Here is a 24,045-nt window from a genome sequence, read left to right as displayed (position 1 = left end):
ACATGAACTCAAGTTATCTGCCCCGCTTTTTAGCCCCAGCCTGTCTGAGCGCTTTCTGCCTGTTTTCATCCGGCGTACAGGCCGCCGCGACGGTGCTTATCTGGCCAATAGATCCCTTTCTCACGGCAGACAAAAAGGCCACCGAGCTGTGGATTGAGAACCAGGGCTTGGCCGCCACGACCATGCAGGTGCGTATTGTGCGCTGGCAGCAGGAAGGCGGTTTTGAACGCTACCAGCAGCAGCAGGATGTGGTGGCAAGTCCGCCGATCCTGCGCGTCGATCGCGGTGGTAAACAGCTGATTCGTTTGATCAAACAAGCCGATGTGCCGCAGGGCAAAGAGCTGGCCTACCGCGTTATCATTGATGAAATCCCTCAACCCACCGATAACAGCAAGCCGCAGATGGGCCTCAAACTGCAAATGCGTTATTCGATCCCGCTATTTGTGTATGGCAGCGGTATGCCGGTGGAAGCGGAAGGGGCGAACCACGTGCTGGTCGACAGCCGTAATCTGAGCTGGAGCACGACTGCTCTTGATGGCAAACCAGCCATCGTTGTGCGAAATCGGGATCGGGTGCATGTACGCCTGAGCCAGGTGTCCGTTCGCCAGGGAGGACGCGAGCGGGAGGTGGCGCCAGGCCTGCTGGGGTACGTGCTGCCCGGGCAGACGCGAAGCTGGCCGCTGCCTGACGGCGTCACGCATCCGACGGCCATCAGCGCGACCATTAATGCACAGGACGCGAAATGGCAGTCCGCTGCGGGCAACTGACTAAATTTGCCATGTGCACGTTACTGTTAAGCTCAGGTCTTTGTCAGGCGGAATCGGGCGACGATCTGCTGCCCCCGCCGCCGGATGCCCGGACCATTAATCAGCAGTCGGTGTATCAGCTGGGGCTGGTGATTAACCATTACGATACGCAGATGGTCGTGCCGGTGACGCAAAAGGATAACCACTGGCTTATCGCTGGCGGCGACCTGCAGCGAGCCGGGTTGCCAGCTGCGCAGTTTCCGGCGGGAGAAGTCGATCTCTCGACGCAGAGTCAGGTTAAAACGGAATACGACGGCAACGGCCAGCGGCTGCTGCTGACTGTGCCATCTGACTGGTTTGCAGCCAAAGAAGCGGCGTTTGGCGACGGCGTGATGCGGGTGAAACCGCTGGACGGCAGCGGAGCGCTGCTCAACTACGACTTCTACACCAGCCAGACCGAACAGGGTATGGGCCAGGCGGCCATCTGGCATGAGTTACGTTTATTTAGCGGCAAAAGTAGCCTCTCTTCAACCGGCTATGTCCGGCAAAGTCTCAGCGGCGATAATGCGCTGGAAGATGGCTATATGCGCTATGACACCACGCTGAGTTATACCGATGACGACACGGCTCTGGAGTGGGCGCTGGGCGACACGCTCAGTGATTCACTGAGCTGGAGCAACAGCGTGCGCGTGGGCGGAATACGCATCGGGCGCGACTTTACTCTGCGGCCCGATCTGGTGACCTGGCCGCTTCCTGCTTTTTCCGGCGATGCGGCTGTGCCGACCTCGGTGGATCTGTTTATTGACGGCTATCGGGCAGGCTCGACGCAGCTTCAGCCCGGTCCGTTCACGCTCACCAATCTGCCTTACATCAACGGGGCGGGCAATGCGGTACTGGTGACCACCGACGCGCTGGGCCGCCAGGTCAGCACCACGTTGCCCTTTTATGTCGCAAGTCAGATGCTTAAGCCCGGGCTCAGCGACGGGGCGGCCACCTTCGGGGCGCTGCGGCGCAACTACGGCATTGAGAATTTTGACTACGGCCCGGCGGTCGGCAGCGGAACGTATCGCTACGGCGTAAATGATTTTCTGACGCTGGAAAGCCATGCCGAAGGCGCTGACTCGCTGGCGCTGGGCGGAGCGGGCGCGCTGGTGAAAATTGGCCAGTTCGGCATCGTCAACGGCAGCTACACCCACAGCCAAATGTACGGCGAAGGCGGCCAGCAGCTGAACTGGGGCTATCAGTACAGCACCGGCGCGTTCAGCTTTATCACGCAGCACACCCATCGCGATAAAACCTTCGGTAACCTGGCGCTCTATGATGTGCCGCGCATGTATGACTCACAAAATAACCCTATCGCCAGCCTCAGCCAGCGCAGCGACCAGTATTCGCTGTCGCTGAACATGGGGAACTACGGCAATATCGGGGCGGCGTGGATCGGCGTACAAAGTTTTGACAGCCAGAAGACGGAACTGCTGAACCTCTCCTGGAGCCGCAGCCTGTGGGGGGCCAGCAGCGTTTATCTGGCGGCGAGTCACGACCGCCAGCGCGGCGACTGGACGGTAGCGATGTCGCTGCAAATTCCGCTCGGCGATCTTGACAGCGTGGCGGTAAGCACAGAAAACACGCCGGATTACGGCAGCACTCAGCGCATCAACTACAACCACACCATGCCCTCCGACGGCGGCTTCAGCTGGAACCTGGCCTGGGCGCGGCAGTCGCGGTCGAGCAACTACCAGCAGGCCACGCTCGGCTGGCGCAACAACAACGTCGAGCTGCAGGGCGGCGGCTATGGTGAAGAAAATGAGATGACCTGGTGGGGTGAGGCGATGGGCTCGCTGGTGCTGATGGACGGTCAGGCTTTTGCCGCCAATAAGATTAATGATGCGTTCGTGGTGGTGAGCACCGACGGACAGCCGTCCGTGCCCGTTAATTACGAACATCAGCAGGTCGGCGAAACGGATGACAAGGGGTATCTGCTGATCAGCGGCGTCTCCGCCTGGTATCCGGCGAACTACAGTATCAACGCACTGAATCTGCCAGCGGATACGCAGCTTAAAGAGACGGAAAAGCGCATTGCGTTACGGCGTAACAGCGGCTATCTGCTTGAGTTCCCAGTGGAACAGGAGCGCGTCGGCAGCGTTATTCTGCATGATGAAGAAGGGGACGCGATACCGGTGGCAAGCATTGTGTCGCGCCCCGGAAAACCTGATGCGCCGGTGGGCTACGACGGCATTGCCTGGCTGGAAAACCTGAATGACGCTAACGCGCTGACCGTAACCCTGCCGGGCGGCAAACGCTGCGCGGCAAGCTTCACTACCCGGCCTAATCCGGAGCATAAACTTCAGACCTATGGGCCGCTGATCTGTCGGGAGAGACAATAATGTTGCGCACTTTCGGGCTACCGATCCTGTTCTGGCTGATGAGCGCGCCGCTGTATGCGGCCTGTACGGTGGTGATGAATAATGCCTCGTTCGGCAGCCTTTCCTCCTTTACGGTCAAAAACACCGAACAACAAACGTCCGCGAATCTGGTGGTGACCTGCGATACGGTGCTGAATTTGCTCACCAACGATACGGTCTCAATGAATGTTCAGAGCGCTACGGTGACTTCCGGCACGCGAGCCGCACTGAAACGTACGGATAACGCCACCATCCCTGACGTGGTGCCTGTCCGCGTATGCGGTACGAACTCATGTTCTAACAGCACCGAAACACCCGTCGGGCAAACTTACACCTGGAGCGGCAATACGCTGCTCGGGCTGCTTTCCTCCAAAAGCTACACGCTGCCTGTCTATTTTCGTACGGTATCCGGGCAGAGCGTCAGCGCCGGGCCCTATCAGGTGACTGTGACGCTGAATGTGAGCTATAACGTATGCCCAACGGGCGTCCTCGGAATATGCCTCGGTACGCCGCAAACCGGCACCGTGCCGGTGACAACGCAGCTCACCATGACCGTCACCACTGACTGCATTACTATCAGCGCGCCGGACGTCAATTTTGGTAGTGCGCCGCTGATAAGCGGTTTCTCCTCCGTATCGCAGTCGGTCGGTATCACCTGCACCAAAGGCAGCGTCTATACCGTCGGCATCAATAATGGCCTCAACGCTGGCACCGGCACGGTGCGCAAAATGGTCGCAGGCAGCAATTCAATAAGCTACGACATCTATAAAAGCACCACCAGCAATCGCTGGGGGCCGACAGGTACCGACCGCTGGGCCAGCAGCGCTGCAAGCCTGGTCAGCACTGATGGCACTCTGAGCACCTATAACTACACCGCGAAGATCCTGAGCGGGCAGAGCACGCCGCCTGCGGGGACCTACACCGACACGCTGGTGGTGGACATAGCCTTCTGATGAGGTGACCTAACGCAAAGTAAAGTTCCACAGTGAAATGCCGATAACACCGTTATCACGTTATTGAAAAGGTGTTGTATGTTGAACCGTCTGCGCGTTGTCACCCTGTTGATGCTGGTGCTGGTTGTCTTTGCCCTGCTTCAGCTGCTGTCCGGTGGCTTTCTTTTTTCGTCACTCCAGCAAAACCAGCAAAGTTTCGCTCTCTCTAACGAGCTGCGTACCCGTCAATCTGAACTGAGCAAAACCTGGGAGCTGATGTTGCAGACGCGCATCAACCTCAGCCGCTCCTCTGCTCGCATGATGATGGATACGGCAAATCAGCAAAGCAGCGCCAAAACGGATCTGCTTAATAACGCGAAAACGTCGCTGGCCGATGCCGCCAAACACTACACGGAGTTTACACAAATTGCTGCACAGCCGGAACTGACTGACGTCAGCGCTGCGGTTGATGCCAGCTATCAGAAATATTTCGCCGGGCTGACCGAGCTGGTGAACTTCCTGCAAAACGGCAATATGGATGCCTATTTTGCCCAGCCGACCCAGGGTATGCAGAACGCGCTTAGCGACGCGATGGCGGGCTATGCAGCACAAAGTGAAACCCTCTATCAGCATGCGTTCACCACCAGCAAGCAGGACTATAAGTTTGCGCAGTGGCAGCTCGCCATTATCGCGCTGGTGCTGGTAACTCTCCTGGCGGCGGCATGGTACGGCATTCGCCATATTCTGCTGAACCCGCTGGCGGGAGTGATGAACCATTTGCACCGTATCGCGCAGGGAGATTTAACCCAGACGGTGAACGTCAGCGGACGCAACGAAATTGCGGAACTGGCTGATACCGTGAACCACATGCAGCAGTCGCTGATCGACACCGTTACCCGCGTGCGTCAGGGCTCGGATGCGATTTACAGCGGCTCAAGCGAAATTGCCCTCGGCAATAACGATCTCTCTTCCCGTACTGAAGAACAGGCTTCCGCGCTGGAGCAAACTGCCGCCAGCATGGAAGAGCTGACCGCCACCGTGAAGCAGAACGCCGAAAACGCCCGCCAGGCTTCGCAGCTTGCGCTGAGCGCCTCCGAGACCGCCCAGCGCGGTGGAAAAGTGGTTGATGGCGTAGTGAAAACCATGCACGACATCGCCGCCAGTTCGCAGAAAATTTCCGACATTACCGGCGTTATCGACGGCATTGCCTTCCAGACCAATATCCTGGCGCTGAATGCGGCGGTGGAGGCGGCTCGCGCGGGTGAACAGGGTCGTGGTTTTGCCGTTGTGGCAGGCGAAGTTCGTAATCTCGCGAGCCGCAGCGCTCAGGCGGCCAAAGAGATCAAAGGCCTGATTGAAGATTCCGTGTCGAAGGTCGATACCGGTTCGGTGCTGGTGGAAAGCGCCGGGGAAACCATGAATGACATTGTCAACGCCGTGACCCGCGTCACCGACATCATGGGTGAGATTTCCTCCGCATCCGATGAGCAGAGCCGCGGTATCGATCAGGTGGCGCTCGCCGTGTCCGAGATGGACAAAGTCACCCAGCAAAACGCCGCGCTGGTGCAGCAGTCCGCTGCTGCTGCCGCCGCGCTTGAAGAGCAGTCCAGCAGCCTGACCCGCGCCGTCTCGGCGTTTCAGATTGCAACAGTCAGTACCCATGCAGTAAGCAAAAAAACCAGCGTGGTTCCGGCTAGCGTGGCGCCACAGCGTGCGCGCGCAACCGTCGGAACGGACGATAACTGGGAAACCTTTTAACTTTACGCGGCCTGTTGCCGCCTGGCGGGAGTGGTGATGTTCAATCGTATTCGTATCTCGACCACCTTGTTTGTGATTCTGGTGGTGTGTGGCCTGTTGCTGGTGGGCAGCAACGGGTTGTCGTTTCTGGCATTTCGCGATGGACAGCAGGCTCTTGGGCAAGTGGAAAAGGGAAATCAGCTATTAAACAGCCTCGGCGACGCCCGGGTGGTGCTGTTGCAGGCCAGCACGTCGCTGAATAAGGCCGGCACGCTGACCGCGCTCAGCTATCCGCCTGAAGACATTAAGGCGCTGATTGCCGGGGCGCATCAGAGCCTGAAGCAGGCGGATAAAGAGTTTGCCGAGTTCATGGCCTTCCCGGCAATGAGCGAAGACGCACAGGTGCTGAAGGATCAAACGAAGAAAAGTTATGCCGACTGGCACGGTGCGCTGGAGCATCAGGTGGCGTGGCTTGAAAGCAATCAGCTTTCAGACTTCATGACCGCACCGGTACAGCAGGCTCAGGAGGGGTTTGATGGCAGCTGGCGTAACTGGATCCAATATATCGGTTCACACGTTGAGGCGGCTCGTGAGGCAGGGGAAAGCAATTATCACCGCTCAGCGCTGATCTTTGGCGTGGTGGTGATTCTGGCGGTGGTACTGGTTGGTGGAGCGCTGCTGTGGACCCGTCGAATGATTGTCCAGCCGCTCGCCATCATCAGCGACCACTTCGAGAGTATTGCCAAAGGCAATCTCGCCAGACCGATTTCGGTGTATGGCAAAAATGAAATTTCGGCGATTTTCGCCGGGCTGAAGGCAATGCAGGTCGCCCTGCGCGGCACCGTAAGCCAGGTGCGCCAGGGCAGCCATGCCATGCATACCGGGATTTCAGAGATTGCCGCAGGCAATAACGATTTGTCTTCGCGCACCGAACAGCAGGCGGCCTCGCTTGCCGAAACGGCCGCCAGCATGGAGCAGCTGACCGCCACGGTCGGGCAAAACGCCGATAACGCCCGTCAGGCATCCGGCCTTGCCAGCACCGCGGCAAGCACCGCGAAGCGCGGCGGCGAGCAGGCCTCGCACGTAGCGGAAACGATGCATGAAATTGCCACCAGTTCGCAGAAAATCGGCGACATCATCAGCGTCATCGACGGCATCGCCTTCCAGACCAACATTCTGGCGCTTAACGCAGCCGTGGAAGCGGCGCGTGCCGGAGAGCAGGGGCGTGGATTCGCGGTTGTGGCCGGTGAAGTGCGTAACCTCGCCAGCCGCAGCGCCCAGGCAGCGAAAGAAATTAAAGGCCTGATTGAAGAGTCAGTTGCCCGGGTGCAGGAAGGGTCAACGCTGGTGGATACCGCCGCTAACACGATGAATGAGATTGTTCGCTCCGTGACGCAGGTAAACGACATCATGGGCGAAATCGCATCGGCGTCGGATGAACAGCGCCGCGGTATTGAGCAGGTGGCGCTGGCGGTAAGCCAGATGGATCAGGTCACTCAACAAAACGCCTCACTGGTAGAAGAAGCCGCCGCGGCAACGGACCAGCTGGCCGGGCAGGCCAATAACCTGACCGCGCTGGTGTCGGTGTTTGAACTGGAAGAGAAGTACGCATCGCAGCACGAAGGTGGGCGGCCGCTGGCCGTACCCGTTGTTTCCTGACTGGACGTAAGTAATAAGAAGGCGCTATGACAGCAACTCTGCCTCAAGGGCAATCGTCACTCCTCGCGCAGATGACACAGCGCCTCGCGCTCTCCGACGCACAGTTTCGTCGGATTTGCCAGTTGATCTACCAGCGCGCGGGGATCGTGCTGGCCGACCACAAGCGCGACATGGTGTACAACCGGCTGGTGCGTCGTCTGCGCCAGCTGGGACTGGATGATTTTGGCCGCTATCTGGCCATGTTGGAAGCTAACCAGGATAGCGCCGAATGGCAGGCGTTTATCAACTCGCTGACCACCAACCTGACGGCGTTTTTCCGGGAGGCGCACCATTTCCCGACGCTTGCCGAACACGCGAAGCGCCGCCAGGGTGAGTATCGGGTCTGGAGCGCGGCGGCCTCGACCGGGGAAGAACCCTATTCGATAGCCATCACGCTTGCCGACACGCTCGGTACCGCGCCGGGTCGCTGGAAGGTGTTTGCCAGCGATATCGACACCGAGGTGCTGAACAAAGCGCAGAACGGCGTTTATCGTCAGGACGAACTGAAAACGCTCTCGCAGCAGCAGCTTCAGCACTACTTCATGCGCGGCACCGGGCCGCACAGCGGGCTGGTGCGCGTGCGTCAGGAGCTGGCGAACTACGTGGACTTTTCCCCGATGAACCTGCTTGACCGGACCTATAACGTACCGGGGCCGTTTGACGCCATTTTTTGTCGTAACGTGATGATTTACTTCGATAAGACGACGCAGCAGGACATTCTGCGCCGCTTTGTTCCCCTGCTTAAGCCTGACGGATTACTGTTTGCCGGGCACTCGGAGAACTTCAGCAATCTCGTGCGCGAGTTCAGTCTGCGAGGGCAGACGGTGTACGCGCTGAGTAAGGATAAAGCATGAGTAAAATCAGGGTGTTGTCTGTAGATGATTCGGCGTTGATGCGTCAGATAATGACGGAAATTATCAACAGCCACAGCGACATGGAGATGGTGGCGACCGCACCCGATCCGCTGGTGGCGCGCGATCTTATCAAGAAATTCAACCCGGACGTTCTGACCCTGGACGTCGAAATGCCGCGCATGGACGGGCTCGACTTTCTGGAAAAGCTGATGCGCCTGCGGCCGATGCCTGTGGTGATGGTCTCTTCGCTGACCGGTAAAGGTTCCGAAGTGACGCTGCGGGCGCTGGAGCTTGGGGCGGTGGATTTTGTCACTAAGCCGCAGATTGGCATCCGCGAAGGCATGCTGGCCTACAGCGAAATGATTGCCGACAAAGTGCGGGCCGCCTCGCGCGCCCAGCTGAGCGCTCACAAGATGCTGGATGCGCCTAAAGCGCTGAAGGCCGGGCCAATGCTCAGCTCGGAAAAGCTGCTGGTGATTGGCGCGTCAACCGGAGGAACAGAGGCAATTCGCCATGTACTCCAGCCATTGCCTTTGACCAGCCCGGCTATTCTTATCACCCAGCATATGCCGCCGGGCTTCACGCGTTCGTTCGCCGAACGGCTGAACAAGCTGTGCCAGATTGCGGTGAAAGAGGCGGAAGACGGCGAGCGCGTGCTGCCGGGCCATGCCTACATCGCACCGGGCGACAAGCACATGGAGCTGGCGCGAAGCGGGGCGAATTATCAAATCAAAATTCATGACGGGCCGCCGGTGAACCGGCACCGTCCGTCGGTGGATGTGCTGTTTCATTCGGTGGCGAAAAACGCCGGGCGCAATGCCGTGGGGGTGATCCTCACCGGCATGGGCAACGACGGCGCCGCCGGAATGCTGGCGATGCACCAGGCGGGCGCCTGGACCATTGCCCAGAACGAAGCAAGTTGTGTGGTGTTCGGCATGCCGCGTGAGGCCATCAATATGGGTGGCGTCAGCGAAGTGGTCGATCTCAGCCAGGTAAGCCAGCAGATGCTGGCGAAAATCAGTGCCGGACAGGCGATACGTATTTAAGGGGAGTAAAAGTAAATGGCGGATAAAGAGCTTAAGTTTCTGGTTGTGGATGACTTTTCCACCATGCGTCGCATTGTGCGCAACCTGCTGAAAGAGCTGGGATTCAACAACGTTGAAGAAGCGGAAGACGGCGTGGATGCGCTGAACAAGCTACAGGCGGGCGGGTTTGGCTTTGTGATTTCAGACTGGAACATGCCGAACATGGACGGTCTGGACCTGCTGAAAACCATTCGCGGCAACGGCGCAATGGCGGCTTTGCCGGTTCTGATGGTCACGGCGGAAGCGAAGAAAGAGAACATCATCGCAGCGGCGCAGGCGGGTGCCAGCGGCTACGTTGTGAAACCGTTTACGGCGGCTATCCTCGAGGAGAAGCTGAACAAAATCTTCGAAAAGCTCGGTATGTGAGGCCATGACGATGACTCAACACCCCGTAAAACCGACTGATGAGCATTCCGCAGGCGACATCATCGCCCGGATTGGCAGCCTCACCCGTATGCTGCGTGACAGCCTGCGCGAGCTGGGCCTGGATCAGGCGATTGCCGAAGCGGCAGAGGCTATTCCGGATGCCCGCGATCGTCTGGATTACGTCGTGCAGATGACAGCTCAGGCCGCAGAACGCGCGCTGAACTGCGTGGAGCTTTCGCAGCCGCATCAGAACCAGATGGAAAAAGAGGCCAAGGCGCTCTCTGGCCGCTGGGACGAGTGGTTTGAGAACCCAATTGAACTGAGCGATGCCCGTGAACTGGTGACCGACACCCGCAGCTATCTTGCAGACGTGCCGAAGCACACCAGCTTCACCAACGCCCAACTGCTGGAAATCATGATGGCGCAGGACTTCCAGGATCTGACCGGCCAGGTGATCAAGCGGATGATGGACGTTATCCAGGAGATTGAGCGTCAGCTGCTGATGGTGCTGCTGGAAAACATGCCTGACCAGAGCACGCGCCAGAAGCGGGAAAACGAAAGCCTGCTGAACGGCCCGCAGATGGACACCAGCAAAGCGGGCGTGGTTGCAAGCCAGGATCAGGTGGACGATCTGCTGGATAGCTTAGGGTTCTGATTTAGCGGACAAAGTGCCGGATAACGCTTCGCTTATCCGGCCTACGGTTCGCACCTTAAATTACCGCATCCGCAACCGGGCATAAATGTGACAGGAGGCTACGGCCTCCTGTTGTTTTTTATCGCAGCTTGAACTGCTGAAGAATGGTATTCAGCAGAGCGGCTGCTGCTGCAGAAAACGGGCCGTGGGCAGTACGAATCACGCCAATTTGCCGCTCAATCACCGGGTTCCCCAGCGGGACACACACTGCACCAAGCTCCCCCATTTGTGCTTCGCACAACGCCGGAACGGCGCTGACCCCAAGCCCGCTTGCCACCATCCTGCCAACCGTCACCAGCTGATGGCTCTCAAACGCCACCTTCAGCGAATGGCCGTGCTGAATCAGCGTTTCTTCCAGCAGTATACGTACGGCGGACGGGCGCTGAAGGGTGATGAAATCAGACATCAGCAGCTCCCGCCATGTCACGTTCGGCTTCTGCGCCAGCGGGCTGAGACGGGGCACTACGGCCACAAAGCGATCGACCCCCAATGGGGTAAATTGCAGGCTGGACGATGCCGCAGGCTCGAACGCCACCCCCATTTCCACTCGCCCCTCGCTCACCATCTCAATCACTTGCTCATTAATCACATCATGCACGGTCACGTTGACGCCACGATAGCGGTCGCGAAAGGCTTTCAGCACCGGCGGCAGGGCATTGGCGGCAAATGAGGGCATCGCCGCTACCGACACTTTGCCGGTTTGCAGCGTAAAGCGCTGGCGCATCGCCTCTTCGGTATTGTCCCAGTCGGCCAGCAGCCGTCGCGCCATCGGAAAAAAGGCATCGCCTTCGGCGGTCAGCGCCACCCGTCGGGTAGTGCGGGTGAACAGCATTCCGCCCAGAGCCTCTTCCAGACCGTGGATAGCCAGGCTCAACGCAGGCTGCGACATATTCAGTTTTTCACTCGCCTGAGCAAAGTTCAGAGTGTGAGCTACCGCTAAAAACGCGCGTAACTGTTTGATGCTCATTTTCATTTTTGTTTTTCTTAACGATATGAAAACATTGATTTAACAATTTATTGATTTGGAAAACTCATTAATCGCTCACAAATTCAAAATTAACAGATGAGTTCCTGCCCGTGATGATGCCCCAACCACAAAAGGAGGGCAGGCAATGGCAGGACTGGATAAACGCGTTGGCAGCTACGCCGACGCGCTGGAAGGCATAACTGATGGCATGACCGTGCTGGCCGGCGGCTTTGGCCTCTGCGGTATACCGGAAAATCTGATTGCGGAAATTCGCCGCCGGTCGGTGAAGAATTTGACGGTGGTCTCCAATAACTGCGGCGTGGACGGCTTCGGGCTGGGACTGCTGCTGGAAACAAGACAAATCAGCAAAGTGATTGCCTCCTACGTTGGGGAAAATGCGCTGTTTGAGCAACAGGTGATTTCCGGGGAGCTGGAGGCCGAGCTCACGCCTCAGGGAACGCTGGCGGAAAAGCTGCGGGCGGGTGGGGCAGGTATTCCGGCGTTTTACACTGCCACCGGCTACGGCACACCTGTCGCCGAGGGCAAAGAGGTACGCGATTTTGACGGTCGGCCTTACATCCTGGAGCAGGCTTTACGCGGCGACTTCGCCATTGTGAAGGGCTGGAAAGCGGACTGGTACGGCAACGTTATCTATCGCCACACGGCGCAAAACTTCAACCCACTGATGGCCTGCGCCGGGCGTATCACCGTGGTGGAAGTGGAAGAGATTGTGCCCCCGGGCGAGCTTGATCCGGCGGCCATCCACACTCCCGGCATCTACGTCGATCGCCTGATTCAGGGGCATTTCGAAAAACGCATTGAACAGCGCACGCTGCGCGCATAAGGGGCCAGGATGTTGACTCGTGAACAGATGGCGCAGCGTGTGGCACGCGAACTGCGCGACGGCTATTACGTCAATCTTGGCATCGGTATTCCGACGCTGGTGGCCAATTACGTACCAGACGGCATGGACGTGATGCTGCAATCCGAAAACGGCCTGCTCGGTATGGGGAGTTTTCCCACCGAAGCCGAGCTGGATGCCGACATGATCAACGCCGGGAAGCAGACCGTCACCGCACGCCCCGGAGCCGCCATTTTTAACTCCGCCGACTCCTTCGCCATGATCCGCGGTGGTCACGTGGACCTTACCGTGCTCGGCGCGTTCGAGGTGGACGTTGAGGGCAATATCGCCTCATGGATGATCCCGGGAAAAATGGTGAAAGGGATGGGCGGGGCGATGGACCTGGTGGCGGGGGCAGAGAACATCATCGTGGTAATGACGCACGCGGCACGCAACGGAGAATCCAAACTGCTTTCGCGCTGCACGCTGCCGCTGACCGGCGCAGGCTGTATTCGTCAGGTGTTAACCGACCTGGCCTGGCTCGAAATTCGGAACGGCGCGTTTGTGCTGAAGGAACGGGCGCCGGGCGTCAGCGTTGAGGAGATCGTCAGTAAAACTGCCGGTCGGCTGGTGGTGCCTGAGTATGTGCCGGAAATGCTGTTTGATGGGGAGAAAAATCATGCATAACGTCGTCATCGTGGCTGCTACGCGCACGCCGATTGGCGCTTTTCAGGGGGGCCTTGCTCCGCTGGCGGCCACTGAGCTTGGGGCCATTGTCATTAGCGAACTGCTCAAAAAAACCGGCCTCGATGCCGCGCAGATAGACAGCGTCCTGATGGGGCAGGTGTTAACCGCGGGCTGCGGGCAAAATCCGGCACGCCAGAGCGCCCTTAAGGCCGGACTGCCGGTTACCACGCCAGCCATGACGCTGAATCTGGTCTGTGGCTCAGGGCTACAGGCGGTGATTGAAGGTGCCAGAGCTATCGCGCTCGGTGATGCCCGCGTGGTGATTGCCGGGGGCCAGGAGAGTATGAGCAATGCGCCATACCTCCTGCCTGACGCCCGTTCCGGGCTGCGTGCCGGGCATCGGCAGATTCAGGACAGCATGATTCAGGATGGCCTGTGGGATGCCTTCCACGATTACCACATGGGCATCACCGCTGAAAATCTGGCCTCGCGCTACTCGGTGAGCCGGGAACAGCAGGACGCCTTTGCCGTTGCCTCGCAGCAAAAAGCGGCTGCCGCTCAGGAGGCGGGTCGCTTCCGCGCAGAAATCACACCGGTCACCGCGCCTGTCGGAAAGGGCAAAACGCGAGTGATTGACGCCGACGAGCAGCCGCGTAAAGAGACCACCCAGGAGAGCCTGGCGTCGCTGCGTCCGGCCTTTTTACCGCAGGACGGAACGGTCACTGCCGGGAATGCCTCGACCCTCAACGACGGGGCCGCGGCGGTGATGCTGATGGGTGAAGATTTGGCTCGCGAGATGAAGTTGCCAGTGCTGGCGCGCATCGCGGGATATGCCAGTGCAGGCGTCGATCCGCAAATTATGGGGTTTGGCCCGGTGCCTGCCACGCAGGCTTGTCTGGCTAAAGCGGGCTGGAATATTGATGAACTCGATCTGGTGGAAGGCAACGAAGCGTTTGCCGTGCAGGCGCTGGTGGTCCTGAAAAGTCTGGCGCTTGACCCCGCGCGGGTCAACGTCAACGGCGGGGCGATTGCGCTGGGACATCCGATTGGCGCTTCCGGCTGCCGCATTCTGGTTTCGCTGCTGTATGAAATGCAGCGCCGGGAGGCTCATAAGGGGCTGGCGACGCTGTGCGTCGGCGGCGGAATGGGCGTGGCGATGGCGGTTGAGAGAGGAGTGAGCTGATGCAGCATCGTTACTGTGTGATCGGCTCAGGCCTGATGGGCGTGGGGATTGCCACTGCTTTTGCCCGCACGGGGAAAGCCGTTTTGCTGCTCGATAACGACCTCGCGCGGCTGGCGGCAGTGAACACAACGGCGGCGGCGATCCTGGATGAGCTGAGCGATGCGGGCCAGTTTGATCCGAAGGACGAGGCATCCGTACTGGCCCGGATCGAAACGACGTCCTCCATGGACAGCCTGCGCGATTGTGAACTGATTGTCGAAGCGATCCCTGAGCAGCTCGGGCTCAAGCACAAGCTTTACGCGACGCTGGAGGACTGCGTTTCGTCGCAGACTATTATCGCCAGCAACACCAGCGGCCTGCTGCCTGACAGGCTGGCAGAAAATATGCGTCATCCTGAACGCCTGCTGATCGCCCACTTCTGGCATCCGCCGCACTTTATTCCGCTGGTGGAGCTGGTACCCGGCAGCGCGACCGCCCCGGCTTACCTTGAGGTGCTCCAGACGCTGTTCAGCGAAATGGGCCTTGAAGCCGTGCGCCTGAATCGTGCCGCGCCGGGGTTTATTGGCAACCGGCTGCAGTTTGCCCTGCTGCGTGAAGCGCTGCACATCGTCGGGAACGGGATCGCCACGGCGGAGGAGGTCGACCGCGTGATGCGCGCTTCGCTTGGGCGTCGCTACGGCATGGTGGGCCCGCTGGAGGCCGCCGACATGACCGGGCTGAATACCGTTGCCGATATTTGTGCCCACCTGCTGCCGGAACTCGCCAGCGGCGAAGAGATGATGGCGCTGGTTCGCGACAAAGTGGCGGCGGGCCAGACCGGCGAGCGCAGCGGGCAGGGTTTTTATCACTGGGATGAGGCACGCAGGGAACGCATTCGTGAGCGACGGGCCTGGCAGATGCGCCATGCCCTGAAGCCGTAGTCACTTTCTTTGTACCCACAATGACAATAATTCTGGAGTGATGATGAGCGTTTTGATTGCCCTGGCCGCACTGGCCCTGCTGATGCTGGCCGCCTATCGCGGCTACAGCGTGATTCTGTTTGCCCCGATAGCGGCGCTTGGCGCGGTGCTGCTGACCGAACCGAGCGCCGTCGCCCCGGCGTTCACCGGCCTGTTTATGGAAAAAATGGTCGGCTTTGTGAAGCTCTACTTCCCGGTGTTTCTGCTGGGCGCCATTTTTGGCAAGCTGATTGAGCTGTCGGGGTTCTCGCGTTCGATCGTTGCCGCTGCCATTCGTATTCTGGGGCGCCGTCACGCTATTCCGGCGATCGTGCTGGTTTGTGCTCTGCTGACTTACGGCGGAGTATCGCTGTTCGTGGTGGCCTTTGCGGTTTATCCCTTTGCCGCCGAGCTGTTTCGTCAGAGCGGCATCCCAAAGCGCCTTATTCCGGCAACGGTCGCGCTGGGCGCATTCTCTTTCACCATGGACGCGCTGCCGGGCACGCCGCAAATCCAGAACATCATTCCCACCAGCTTCTTTGGTACTAACGCCTGGGCCGCGCCCTGGCTTGGGCTGATTGGCTCGCTGTTTATTATCGCCGTCGGGCTTTTTTATCTCAATGTGCAGCGTCGTAAAGCGCTGTCGCGCGGAGAAGGCTATGGCACGGATCTGCAAAACGAACCGGAAACCCCTGACAACATTGATCTGCCCAATCCGCTGTTGGCGATTGCGCCACTGATTCTGGTGGGGCTGTTTAACCTGCTGTTCACGCGCTGGATCCCCGAGTGGTACGGCGCGTCCCATCAACTGGTGCTGCCGGGGCTTGCCGCCCCCATTGACACTGACGTGAAAAAAATCACCGCGATTTGGGCCGTGGAAGCGGCTCTGGTAATCGGCATTCTGGTCGTGCTGATTGGCGGTTTTCGTCATATTCGCGGCCGCATGGCCGAGGGTAGCCGAACGGCGGTGTCCGGGGCCATTCTGGCGGCAATGAATACCGCATCGGAATATGGTTTCGGCGCGGTGATTGCGGCGCTGCCGGGTTTCCTGGTGCTGTCGAAGGGGCTCGCGGCTATCCCTAATCCGTTACTGAACGAGGCCATCAGCGTGACGACCCTTGCGGGGATCACGGGGTCCGCTTCCGGCGGGATGAGTATTGCGCTGGCGGCGATGTCCGATACGTTTATCGCCGCCGCCCACGCCGCCAATATTCCGCTGGAGGTGCTGCATCGCGTGGCGTCGATGGCGAGCGGTGGGATGGACACGCTGCCGCATAACGGTGCGGTCATTACTCTGCTCGCCATCACTGGTCTGAGCCATCGCCAGGCCTACGGCGGTATCTTTGCTATCACCCTGATTAAAAGTCTGGCGGTGCTGTTCGTGATTGCCGTCTACTACACCACCGGGATCGTTTAAGGAGATTTCACATGCTGAAAGGCAAAACTGCGTTGGTGACTGGCTCCACCAGCGGGATTGGATTAGGGATTGCTGTCGCGCTGGCAAAACAGGGTGCGGCGGTTATTCTCAACGGCTTTGGCGACGTGGATGGCGCGAAAGCACAGCTCGACGGGCTGGGCGTGAGGTATGGCTATCATCCTGCGGACTTAAGTTCGGCCGGGCAAATAGAGGCGATGATGGCCTGGGCCCGGGAAGAGTTCGGCGGGGTGGACATTCTGGTGAATAACGCCGGTATCCAGCACGTCGCGCCGGTGGATGAGTTTCCGGTCGACAAATGGAACGCCATTCTCGCCATCAATTTATCGGCGGTGTTTCACACGACGCGGCTTGCGCTGCCCGCCATGAAGGCGAAAAACTGGGGCCGCATCATTAACATTGCCTCGGTGCATGGACTGGTGGCCTCAAAGAATAAGGCGGCGTACGTGGCGGCGAAGCACGGCGTGGTGGGCTTCACCAAAACCACCGCGCTGGAGCTGGCGCAAACGGGCATCACCAGCAATGCGCTTTGCCCGGGCTGGGTACTGACGCCGCTGGTGCAGCAGCAGATTGATGCCCGAATTGCCAAAGGGGAAAGCCCGGATGCCGCTCGCGACAGCCTGCTCGGTGAGAAGCAGCCTTCCGGAGCGTTCGTCACGCCTGAACAGCTTGGCAGCCTGACCTGCTTCCTGTGCAGCGACGCCGCCGAACAGGTGCGCGGTGCTGCCTGGAACATGGACGGCGGCTGGGTCGCGCAGTAATCCTCTTCGTGGGCTAATGCAGTCATTAGCCCACACATTTACCTCCTTTTCCGGCCATTGGCCTTTCCCTTCGCTGGCATTATGTCCTCAGAACTGTATTTGCAGGATGCTGTCTGTGGCAGACGAAAGCGACAACGAAGACAAAACAGAAGCCCCCACGCCCCAACGGCTTGAGAAAGCGCGTGAGGAGGGGCAAATTCCGCGATCGCGCGAGCTGACGTCATTCTTAATTTTGCTGGTTGGCGTCTGCGTGCTGTGGTTCGGTGGCGAAGCGCTGGCGCGCAGGCTGGCGGGACTGCTGTCGTCGGGCCTGCACTTCGACCACAGCATTGTCAGCGATCCAAACCTGATCCTCGGGCAAATCATTTCGCTGATTAAGCAGGCAATGCTGGCGCTGATGCCGCTGATTTTCGGCGTGGTGGTGGTCGCTATCCTCGGCCCGGTGATGCTCGGCGGGCTGGTGTTCAGCCCGAAATCGCTCGCGTTTAAATTCGATAAGCTCAACCCCTTGCCGGGGATTGGGCGCATGTTTTCTGCCCAGTCGGCGGCCGAGCTGCTGAAAGCCATTTTGAAATCGGTGCTGGTGGGCTGCGTGGCAGGGTTGTTCGTCTGGGTTCACTGGCCGGACATGATGCGGCTTATCAGCGAATCGCCGATGACCGCCATGGGCAATGCCCTCAACCTGGTGGGCCTTTGCGCGCTGCTGGTGGCGCTGGGCGTCATCCCGATGGTGGGCTTTGACGTTTTCTTCCAGATTTACAGCCACATCAAAAAGCTGCGTATGTCACGTCAGGATATTCGCGATGAGTTCAAGCAGAGCGAAGGCGATCCGCACGTGAAAGGGCGCATTCGTCAGATGCAGCGTGCCGCTGCGCGCCGTCGCATGATGGCGGACGTGCCGAAAGCCGATGTGATTGTGATGAACCCGACCCACTACGCGGTAGCGCTGAAGTATGAAGAAAGCAAGATGAGCGCGCCGAAGGTGGTCGCCAAAGGGGCCGGGCTTATCGCGTTAAAAATTCGTGACCTGGGTGAGGAAAACCGTATTCCTGTATTACAGGCGCCGCCGCTGGCGCGTGCGCTCTACCGTCATGCCGAAATTGGCCAGCAAATCCCGGGCACGCTCTACGCCGCCGTAGCGGAAGTGCTGGCCTGGGTCTGGCAGCTCAAACGCTGGCGCCTGGCAGGCGGTCTGCCGCCGAAGAAACCTGATAATTTACCGGTGCCTGACGCACTGGATTTTTTGAACGAGACTGACACTGATGGCTAATCTGGTCGCAATGCTGCGCCTGCCCGGCAATTTCAAATCCACCCAATGGCAGGTTCTTGCCGGGCCGGTGCTGATCCTGCTTATCCTTTCGATGATGGTGCTGCCGCTGCCGGCGTTCGTCCTCGATCTGCTGTTTACCTTTAACATTGCGCTGTCGATTATGGTGCTGCTGGTGGCGATGTTTACCCAGCGCACGCTGGAGTTTGCCGCCTTCCCGACCATTTTGCTGTTCACCACGCTGCTGCGCCTGGCGCTGAACGTGGCCTCAACCCGCATCATCCTGATGGAAGGGCATACCGGGGCGGCGGCGGCGGGGAAGGTGGTTGAGGCCTTCGGCCACTTCCTGGTGGGCGGCAACTTTGCCATCGGGATCGTGGTGTTCATCATTCTTGTTATCATCAACTTCATGGTTATCACCAAGGGTGCGGGTCGTATCGCCGAAGTGGGCGCACGTTTCGTGCTGGACGGGATGCCGGGCAAGCAGATGGCTATTGATGCGGACCTCAACGCCGGACTGATTGGCGAAGATGACGCCAAACGTCGCCGTGCGGAAGTGACCCAGGAAGCGGATTTCTACGGCTCAATGGACGGTGCGAGTAAGTTCGTACGCGGCGATGCCATTGCCGGGATTTTGATCATGGTGATTAACGTCATTGGCGGTCTGCTGGTGGGCGTTCTGCAACACGAAATGGATTTAGGCCATGCCGCAGAGTCTTATACGCTGCTGACCATCGGTGATGGCCTTGTCGCACAGATCCCGGCGCTGGTGATCTCCACCGCTGCGGGCGTCATCGTCACCCGTGTCGCGACCGATCAGGACGTCGGTGAGCAGATGGTCGGCCAGCTGTTCAGCAATCCGCGCGTCATGCTGCTAAGCGCTGCCGTGCTCGGTTTGCTCGGGCTGGTGCCGGGAATGCCAAACTTTGTCTTCCTGCTGTTTACCGCCGCGCTGCTGGGCCTGGCCTGGTGGCTTCGCGGGCGTGAGCAACAGGCTCCGGCGGAAGCCGCGCCGGTTCGCACGCAGGAAAACCCGCAGGCGGTTGAAGCCACGTGGAATGACGTGCAGCTGGAAGACACGCTGGGGATGGAAGTGGGCTATCGCCTGATCCCAATGGTCGATTCTCAGCAGGACGGCGAACTGTTAGGGCGCATTCGTTCGATCCGCAAGAAGTTTGCTCAGGAGATGGGCTTCCTGCCGCCGGTCGTTCATATCCGCGACAATATGGATTTACCTCCTGCGCGCTACCGTATTTTGCTCAAAGGCGTCGATATCGGCAGCGGCGATGCCTATCCGGGGCGCTGGCTGGCGATTAACCCCGGCACCGCCGCAGGTACGCTGCCCGGCGAGCCAACCGTTGACCCGGCCTTTGGTCTGGCGGCTATCTGGATTGAAAGCGCGCTCAAAGAGCAGGCGCAAATTCAGGGCTTTACCGTGGTTGAGGCCAGTACCGTGGTTGCCACGCACCTCAATCATCTGATTAGCCTGCACTCTGCGGAACTCTTCGGGCGTCAGGAAGCGCAGCAGCTGCTCGACCGCGTCACCCAGGAGATGCCGAAGCTGACTGAAGATCTGGTGCCGGGCGTGGTGACGCTGACCACGCTGCATAAAGTCCTGCAGAACTTACTGGATGAAAAAGTGCCGATTCGCGATATGCGTACCATTCTGGAAACGCTGGCAGAACATGCGCCGGTGCAGACCGACCCGCATGAGCTGACCAACGTGGTGCGCGTGGCGCTGGGCCGCGCCATCACCCAGCAGTGGTTCCCGGGCAACGGTGAAGTGCAGGTTATCGGGCTGGATACGCCGCTGGAGCGCCTGCTGCTTCAGGCGCTGCAAAACGGCGGTGGCCTGGAACCGGGCCTGGCGGATCGCCTGCTGGCGCAGACCCAGGAAGCGTTGTCGCGCCAGGAGATGCTCGGTGCGCCGCCGGTGCTGCTGGTCAACCATGCGCTGCGGCCGCTGCTTTCCCGCTTCCTGCGCCGTAATCTGCCGCAGCTGGTGGTGTTGTCGAACCTGGAGCTGTCGGATAACCGTCAGATCCGCATGACCGCCACTATCGGAGGTAAGTAATGCGCCGTTTGCTCTGGCTGCTGCTTTTCCCGCTGTGCGTACAGGCGACGGGTGAAGGTGCCTGGCAGGCCAGCAGCCGTGGAATCATTCTCAGCCATCGCGGCGAATCCATGTCGTCGCCGCCGCTGATGCCTTCTCAGCCTGCGAGCGGTCTGGTGACGATGATCGCCTGGCGCTACACGCTGATTGGCCCGACGCCCGCCGGGCTGCGGGTGCGGCTCTGCTCGCAAACCCGTTGCGTGGAGCTGGACGGCCAGAGCGGCAATACGTGGGGCCTGCAGAACATCCCGGCCTCTGAGCCGCTGCGCTTTGTCTGGGAGGTCCCGGGCGGCGGAAGGCTTATTCCGGCGTTGAACGTGCAAAGCAATCAGGTGATTGTGAATTACCGCTAATCCTTTCATACGGCCTGTCAGCGGTGTTTATGCTGGCAGGTTCGCATTTTTGACCTCATCTTTTGAATAAATCGAAACTCCGTTTTATAAATCGGTGAGGCAGGTTCTTTGACTCTTTGCGTTTTTGCCATCCGCAGCAATGGGCTGGCAAAAATGAAAAGGTTTCACCCAAAGCAACGCTCTACTGTAGCCGTGTATGGACATCCTCAGCACTGATGAGGCGGGTTTTCCTGATCACACACGGGAATGACGGCAAATGAAAACACGTAAAATCGGCTTAGCAAACTATCTCGCCTACGGGTCGGGCGATTTCCTCGGCGCAGGAACCACTGCGCTGACCGCCGCCTGGCTTTTATATTTCTACACCACCTTCTGCGGACTCTCGCCTATCGAGGCCACTTTTATCTTCGCCACCGCCAGGGTACTGGATGCGGTAGTCAGTCCGCTGATGGGCTTCCTGACGGATAACTTTGGTTCCACCTGGGCCGGAAAACGCTTCGGGCGACGCAAGTTCTTTATCCTGCTCGGTATTCCCTGCGTATTCAGCTACTCCTTTATGTGGGTTGGCGACATGGGCTTCTGGTACTACCTGCTGACCTATCTGCTGTTTGATATCGTCTACACCATGATTCTGGTGCCGTACGAAACGCTGGTACCGGAGATGACCGACGATTTCAAACAGAAAACAAAATTCTCCGGCGCGCGCATTTCGATGGCGCAAATGTCGGCAATTCTGGCCTCTTTCCTGCCGGGTATTCTGCTGACGCAGTTCGGTAAGGACAACGCCATTTCCTTCTTCTACGCAAGCCTGGTGTTCTCGGTGCTCTGCGCGCTGATGCTGACCTTCGTCTGGTTCTTTACCTGGGAGCGCCCGCGTGAAGAGTGGAGCGAAGCCGCGCTGCAGGCGGAAGAAGAGAAAAAACAGCTCAGCCTTGGCCAGAGCCTTAATCGTTTGATCATTGAGCTCACTTCGACGCTGCGCATCAAAATTTTCCGCCAGCATCTGGGCATGTATCTCGGTGGCTATATCGCCCAGGACGTGTTCAACGCGGTGTTCACTTATTACGTGGTGTTTGTGCTGATGCAGGAGGCTTCCGTTGCCTCGAGCCTGATGGGCACGATGGCCATTTTTCAGTTCATTGCCGTGATCGCCATGATGCCGCTGTGCATCCGTTTCGGGCCTGCGCCATCCTACCGGATGGTGGTGGTGCTGTTCGGCCTGAGTTCGCTCTCCTATGCCGTGCTCTATTACTCGGGCTTAAGCGACATCTGGTCGCTGATGCTGCTGCTTTCGGCGATTGCGGGCCTCGGGCGCGGCGGCATCAACTATGTGCCGTGGAACACTTATACCTACATCGCGGATGTGGATGAGGTGATCACCGGCCAGCGCCGCGAGGGCATTTTTGCCGGGATCATGACGCTGACCCGCAAGGCTTCGCAGGCCGGCGCCATCATGCTGGTGGGTATCATTATGCAGCTCTCCGGTTTTGTCTCCGGGCAGAAAACGCAGCCTGCGGAAGTCAGCCATACCATTCTGATGATCCTGAGCTTTGGCACCATCGCGGTACTGATTTGCGGTTTCCTGGTCTCGCTGCGCTTTAAGCTGAATCTGCAAACCCACAGCGTCCTGCGCGAAGAGACCGCCAAAATGCGCGCGTCCGGGCATGCCTTTGCCGAAGCGGCAACGCCTGAAGCAAGGGCTACCGTGGAGATGCTGGCCGGTATGCCGTTCGACTCGCTGTGGGGCAACAACAATATTGGCTATCTGAATCGCAACAAGCCTGCGGCCCCGGGGCTGAAGCAGGGTGCGCCACTCAATTCGACATATAACAGAGGTTAACGAAATGAAAGTCTGGCCTGTCAAACACAGCCCATTACTGCGTCAGCCGGAGCGCTTTATCGCCCGGGACGAACTGAAAGCGCTGATCCAGAAGGTCACGCACAATCTGGTCAACATCAAGGATGAGAGTGGGGCGTTCCTGCTGCGCCTTGACGATGGGCGGGTGATTGACACCAAAGGCTGGGCGGGGTGGGAGTGGACCCACGGCGTCGGGCTCTACGGCATTCACCAGTATTTTCAGCAAACCGGTGATGAGCAGATGCGTGACATCATCGACGGCTGGTTTGCTGACCGTTTTGCCGAAGGGGCAACCACCAAAAACGTCAATACCATGGCGCCGTTCCTGACGCTGGCCTGGCGCTACGAGGAGACAAAAAATCCACAGTATCTGCCGTGGCTCGGAAGCTGGGCGGAGTGGGCGATGTACGACATGCCGCGCACCGGGCACGGCGGGATGCAGCACATCACCCTGGCGGAAGAAAACCATCAGCAGATGTGGGATGACACGCTGATGATGACCGTTCTGCCGCTGGCGAAAATCGGCAAGCTGCTGAATAAGCCGGAATACGTGGAGGAGGCGGTCTATCAGTTTCTGCTGCACGTGCAAAACCTGATGGACAAGCAGACGGGGCTCTGGTTCCACGGCTGGAGCTACGACGGGAAACATAACTTTGCTAATGCGCGCTGGGCCAGGGGCAACAGCTGGCTGACCATCGTCATTCCGGATTTTCTTGAGCTTGTGGATCTCCCGGAAAACAACGCCGTGCACCGTTACCTGGTGCAGGTGCTGAATGCACAGATTGCCGCGCTGGCGAAGTGCCAGGATGACAGCGGTCTGTGGCATACGCTGCTCGACGACCCGCACTCCTATCTTGAGGCTTCCGCCACGGCGGGCTTTGCTTACGGCATTCTGAAATCGGTGCGCAAGCGCTACGTGACCGGGGAATACGCGGAAGTGGCTGAGAAAGCGATTCGCGGCATTGTGGCGAATATCTCACCGGAAGGGGAGCTGCTGCAGACGTCGTTTGGCACCGGGATGGGTAGCAATCTGGACTTTTACCGCCAGATCCCGCTCACCTCGATGCCCTATGGTCAGGCGATGGCGATCCTTTGCCTGACGGAATATTTGCGGAAGTATTTCTGAAC

At 59.0% G+C, this 24,045-nt stretch carries 21 protein-coding genes; 20 read left to right on the top strand and 1 reads right to left on the bottom strand.

What is annotated here, in order from left to right:
- The first annotated feature begins 2 nt into the window (after positions 1-2).
- The 9 genes from AB1287_RS18575 (at position 3) to cheZ (ending at position 10,475) form a co-directional block, all read left to right on the top strand.
- Positions 3-767, top strand: a complete 765-nt coding sequence (locus AB1287_RS18575; RefSeq protein ID WP_435618723.1) for a molecular chaperone — start codon at positions 3-5, stop codon at positions 765-767.
- A complete protein-coding gene (locus AB1287_RS18570; RefSeq protein WP_435618722.1) occupies positions 743-3,130 on the top strand; it encodes a fimbria/pilus outer membrane usher protein in 2,388 nt (795 codons plus the stop codon). The genes AB1287_RS18575 and AB1287_RS18570 overlap by 25 nt, the downstream gene beginning before the upstream one ends.
- Positions 3,130-4,101: a Csu type fimbrial protein gene (locus AB1287_RS18565; RefSeq protein WP_312627418.1), complete on the top strand. Its 972-nt coding sequence runs from the start codon at positions 3,130-3,132 to the stop codon at positions 4,099-4,101. The genes AB1287_RS18570 and AB1287_RS18565 overlap by 1 nt, the downstream gene beginning before the upstream one ends.
- Before the next feature lie 78 nt (positions 4,102-4,179).
- On the top strand, positions 4,180-5,838 hold the full coding sequence (gene tar, locus AB1287_RS18560) for a methyl-accepting chemotaxis protein II (protein WP_435618721.1): 1,659 nt from the start codon (positions 4,180-4,182) through the stop codon (positions 5,836-5,838).
- A 36-nt stretch (positions 5,839-5,874) separates the two neighbouring features.
- The gene (tap, locus tag AB1287_RS18555; RefSeq protein ID WP_435618720.1) at positions 5,875-7,476 is read left to right on the top strand and encodes a methyl-accepting chemotaxis protein IV; all 1,602 of its coding nucleotides are present in this window, start codon (positions 5,875-5,877) and stop codon (positions 7,474-7,476) included.
- Positions 7,477-7,502: 26 nt separating this feature from the next.
- Entirely contained in the window at positions 7,503-8,369 is an 867-nt protein-coding gene (gene cheR, locus AB1287_RS18550) for a protein-glutamate O-methyltransferase CheR (protein WP_435618719.1), read from the top strand.
- Positions 8,366-9,415 carry a protein-glutamate methylesterase/protein-glutamine glutaminase gene (locus AB1287_RS18545; RefSeq protein ID WP_312627426.1) on the top strand — a complete coding sequence of 350 codons (1,050 nt, stop codon included), beginning with the start codon at positions 8,366-8,368 and terminating at the stop codon, positions 9,413-9,415. Before cheR ends, AB1287_RS18545 begins: the two co-directional genes overlap by 4 nt.
- 15 nt (positions 9,416-9,430) lie before the next feature.
- Positions 9,431-9,820 carry a chemotaxis response regulator CheY gene (gene cheY / locus AB1287_RS18540; protein ID WP_312627427.1) on the top strand — a complete coding sequence of 130 codons (390 nt, stop codon included), beginning with the start codon at positions 9,431-9,433 and terminating at the stop codon, positions 9,818-9,820.
- Between the two features lie 10 nt (positions 9,821-9,830).
- Positions 9,831-10,475: a protein phosphatase CheZ gene (cheZ, locus tag AB1287_RS18535; RefSeq protein WP_312627429.1), complete on the top strand. Its 645-nt coding sequence runs from the start codon at positions 9,831-9,833 to the stop codon at positions 10,473-10,475.
- Positions 10,476-10,593: 118 nt separating this feature from the next.
- On the opposite strand, the gene AB1287_RS18530 is transcribed toward cheZ, so the two are convergent.
- The gene (locus tag AB1287_RS18530) at positions 10,594-11,487 is read right to left on the bottom strand and encodes a LysR family transcriptional regulator (RefSeq protein ID WP_435618718.1); all 894 of its coding nucleotides are present in this window, start codon (positions 11,485-11,487) and stop codon (positions 10,594-10,596) included.
- A gap of 139 nt (positions 11,488-11,626) precedes the next feature.
- Here AB1287_RS18530 and AB1287_RS18525 point away from each other — a divergent pair, with 139 nt between their 5' ends.
- The 11 genes from AB1287_RS18525 (at position 11,627) to AB1287_RS18475 (ending at position 24,043) form a co-directional block, all read left to right on the top strand.
- Positions 11,627-12,325, top strand: coding sequence for a CoA transferase subunit A (locus AB1287_RS18525; RefSeq protein ID WP_435618717.1), 699 nt, complete (start codon positions 11,627-11,629; stop codon positions 12,323-12,325).
- A gap of 9 nt (positions 12,326-12,334) precedes the next feature.
- On the top strand, positions 12,335-13,009 hold the full coding sequence (locus tag AB1287_RS18520) for a CoA transferase subunit B (protein WP_312627438.1): 675 nt from the start codon (positions 12,335-12,337) through the stop codon (positions 13,007-13,009).
- Positions 13,002-14,192, top strand: coding sequence for an acetyl-CoA C-acetyltransferase (locus tag AB1287_RS18515; RefSeq protein WP_312627440.1), 1,191 nt, complete (start codon positions 13,002-13,004; stop codon positions 14,190-14,192). Before AB1287_RS18520 ends, AB1287_RS18515 begins: the two co-directional genes overlap by 8 nt.
- Positions 14,189-15,112: a 3-hydroxyacyl-CoA dehydrogenase family protein gene (locus tag AB1287_RS18510; protein WP_436799853.1), complete on the top strand. Its 924-nt coding sequence runs from the start codon at positions 14,189-14,191 to the stop codon at positions 15,110-15,112. Before AB1287_RS18515 ends, AB1287_RS18510 begins: the two co-directional genes overlap by 4 nt.
- Before the next feature lie 40 nt (positions 15,113-15,152).
- On the top strand, positions 15,153-16,547 hold the full coding sequence (locus tag AB1287_RS18505; RefSeq protein WP_312627444.1) for a GntP family permease: 1,395 nt from the start codon (positions 15,153-15,155) through the stop codon (positions 16,545-16,547).
- A gap of 11 nt (positions 16,548-16,558) precedes the next feature.
- The gene (locus AB1287_RS18500; protein WP_312627446.1) at positions 16,559-17,326 is read left to right on the top strand and encodes a 3-hydroxybutyrate dehydrogenase; all 768 of its coding nucleotides are present in this window, start codon (positions 16,559-16,561) and stop codon (positions 17,324-17,326) included.
- Between the two features lie 115 nt (positions 17,327-17,441).
- Positions 17,442-18,596 carry a flagellar biosynthesis protein FlhB gene (flhB, locus tag AB1287_RS18495; protein WP_435618715.1) on the top strand — a complete coding sequence of 385 codons (1,155 nt, stop codon included), beginning with the start codon at positions 17,442-17,444 and terminating at the stop codon, positions 18,594-18,596.
- Positions 18,589-20,667, top strand: coding sequence for a flagellar biosynthesis protein FlhA (gene flhA / locus AB1287_RS18490; protein WP_312627449.1), 2,079 nt, complete (start codon positions 18,589-18,591; stop codon positions 20,665-20,667). Before flhB ends, flhA begins: the two co-directional genes overlap by 8 nt.
- The gene (gene flhE / locus AB1287_RS18485; RefSeq protein WP_312627450.1) at positions 20,667-21,059 is read left to right on the top strand and encodes a flagellar protein FlhE; all 393 of its coding nucleotides are present in this window, start codon (positions 20,667-20,669) and stop codon (positions 21,057-21,059) included. Before flhA ends, flhE begins: the two co-directional genes overlap by 1 nt.
- A 256-nt stretch (positions 21,060-21,315) precedes the next feature.
- The gene (locus tag AB1287_RS18480) at positions 21,316-22,899 is read left to right on the top strand and encodes an MFS transporter (protein WP_435618714.1); all 1,584 of its coding nucleotides are present in this window, start codon (positions 21,316-21,318) and stop codon (positions 22,897-22,899) included.
- A gap of 4 nt (positions 22,900-22,903) precedes the next feature.
- Positions 22,904-24,043 (top strand): glycoside hydrolase family 105 protein, encoded by a 1,140-nt coding sequence (locus tag AB1287_RS18475; protein WP_435618713.1) that lies wholly within the window; start codon positions 22,904-22,906, stop codon positions 24,041-24,043.
- Positions 24,044-24,045: the final 2 nt, after the last annotated feature.

The sequence above is a fragment of the Scandinavium sp. UTDF21-P1B genome, from assembly GCF_040750395.1.
Taxonomy (GTDB): domain Bacteria; phylum Pseudomonadota; class Gammaproteobacteria; order Enterobacterales; family Enterobacteriaceae; genus Scandinavium.
This window is presented reverse-complemented; position numbering and strand designations above follow the sequence as displayed.

Excerpts from the sequence above, each read along its gene's own strand:
- AB1287_RS18525 (WP_435618717.1), top strand. The coding sequence starts at position 11,627 with ATGGCAGGACTGGATAAACGCGTTGGCAGCTACGCCGACGCGCTGGAA.
- AB1287_RS18505 (WP_312627444.1), top strand. The coding sequence starts at position 15,153 with ATGATGAGCGTTTTGATTGCCCTGGCCGCACTGGCCCTGCTGATGCTG.
- AB1287_RS18530 (WP_435618718.1), bottom strand. The coding sequence starts at position 11,487 with ATGAAAATGAGCATCAAACAGTTACGCGCGTTTTTAGCGGTAGCTCAC.
- cheR (WP_435618719.1), top strand. The coding sequence starts at position 7,503 with ATGACAGCAACTCTGCCTCAAGGGCAATCGTCACTCCTCGCGCAGATG.
- AB1287_RS18515 (WP_312627440.1), top strand. The coding sequence starts at position 13,002 with ATGCATAACGTCGTCATCGTGGCTGCTACGCGCACGCCGATTGGCGCT.
- AB1287_RS18565 (WP_312627418.1), top strand. The coding sequence starts at position 3,130 with ATGTTGCGCACTTTCGGGCTACCGATCCTGTTCTGGCTGATGAGCGCG.
- AB1287_RS18480 (WP_435618714.1), top strand. The coding sequence starts at position 21,316 with ATGAAAACACGTAAAATCGGCTTAGCAAACTATCTCGCCTACGGGTCG.
- tar (WP_435618721.1), top strand. The coding sequence starts at position 4,180 with ATGTTGAACCGTCTGCGCGTTGTCACCCTGTTGATGCTGGTGCTGGTT.
- AB1287_RS18570 (WP_435618722.1), top strand. The coding sequence starts at position 743 with ATGGCAGTCCGCTGCGGGCAACTGACTAAATTTGCCATGTGCACGTTA.
- flhE (WP_312627450.1), top strand. The coding sequence starts at position 20,667 with ATGCGCCGTTTGCTCTGGCTGCTGCTTTTCCCGCTGTGCGTACAGGCG.
- cheZ (WP_312627429.1), top strand. The coding sequence starts at position 9,831 with ATGACTCAACACCCCGTAAAACCGACTGATGAGCATTCCGCAGGCGAC.
- AB1287_RS18500 (WP_312627446.1), top strand. The coding sequence starts at position 16,559 with ATGCTGAAAGGCAAAACTGCGTTGGTGACTGGCTCCACCAGCGGGATT.
- AB1287_RS18475 (WP_435618713.1), top strand. The coding sequence starts at position 22,904 with ATGAAAGTCTGGCCTGTCAAACACAGCCCATTACTGCGTCAGCCGGAG.
- flhA (WP_312627449.1), top strand. The coding sequence starts at position 18,589 with ATGGCTAATCTGGTCGCAATGCTGCGCCTGCCCGGCAATTTCAAATCC.
- cheY (WP_312627427.1), top strand. The coding sequence starts at position 9,431 with ATGGCGGATAAAGAGCTTAAGTTTCTGGTTGTGGATGACTTTTCCACC.
- AB1287_RS18520 (WP_312627438.1), top strand. The coding sequence starts at position 12,335 with ATGTTGACTCGTGAACAGATGGCGCAGCGTGTGGCACGCGAACTGCGC.
- AB1287_RS18575 (WP_435618723.1), top strand. The coding sequence starts at position 3 with ATGAACTCAAGTTATCTGCCCCGCTTTTTAGCCCCAGCCTGTCTGAGC.
- AB1287_RS18545 (WP_312627426.1), top strand. The coding sequence starts at position 8,366 with ATGAGTAAAATCAGGGTGTTGTCTGTAGATGATTCGGCGTTGATGCGT.
- tap (WP_435618720.1), top strand. The coding sequence starts at position 5,875 with ATGTTCAATCGTATTCGTATCTCGACCACCTTGTTTGTGATTCTGGTG.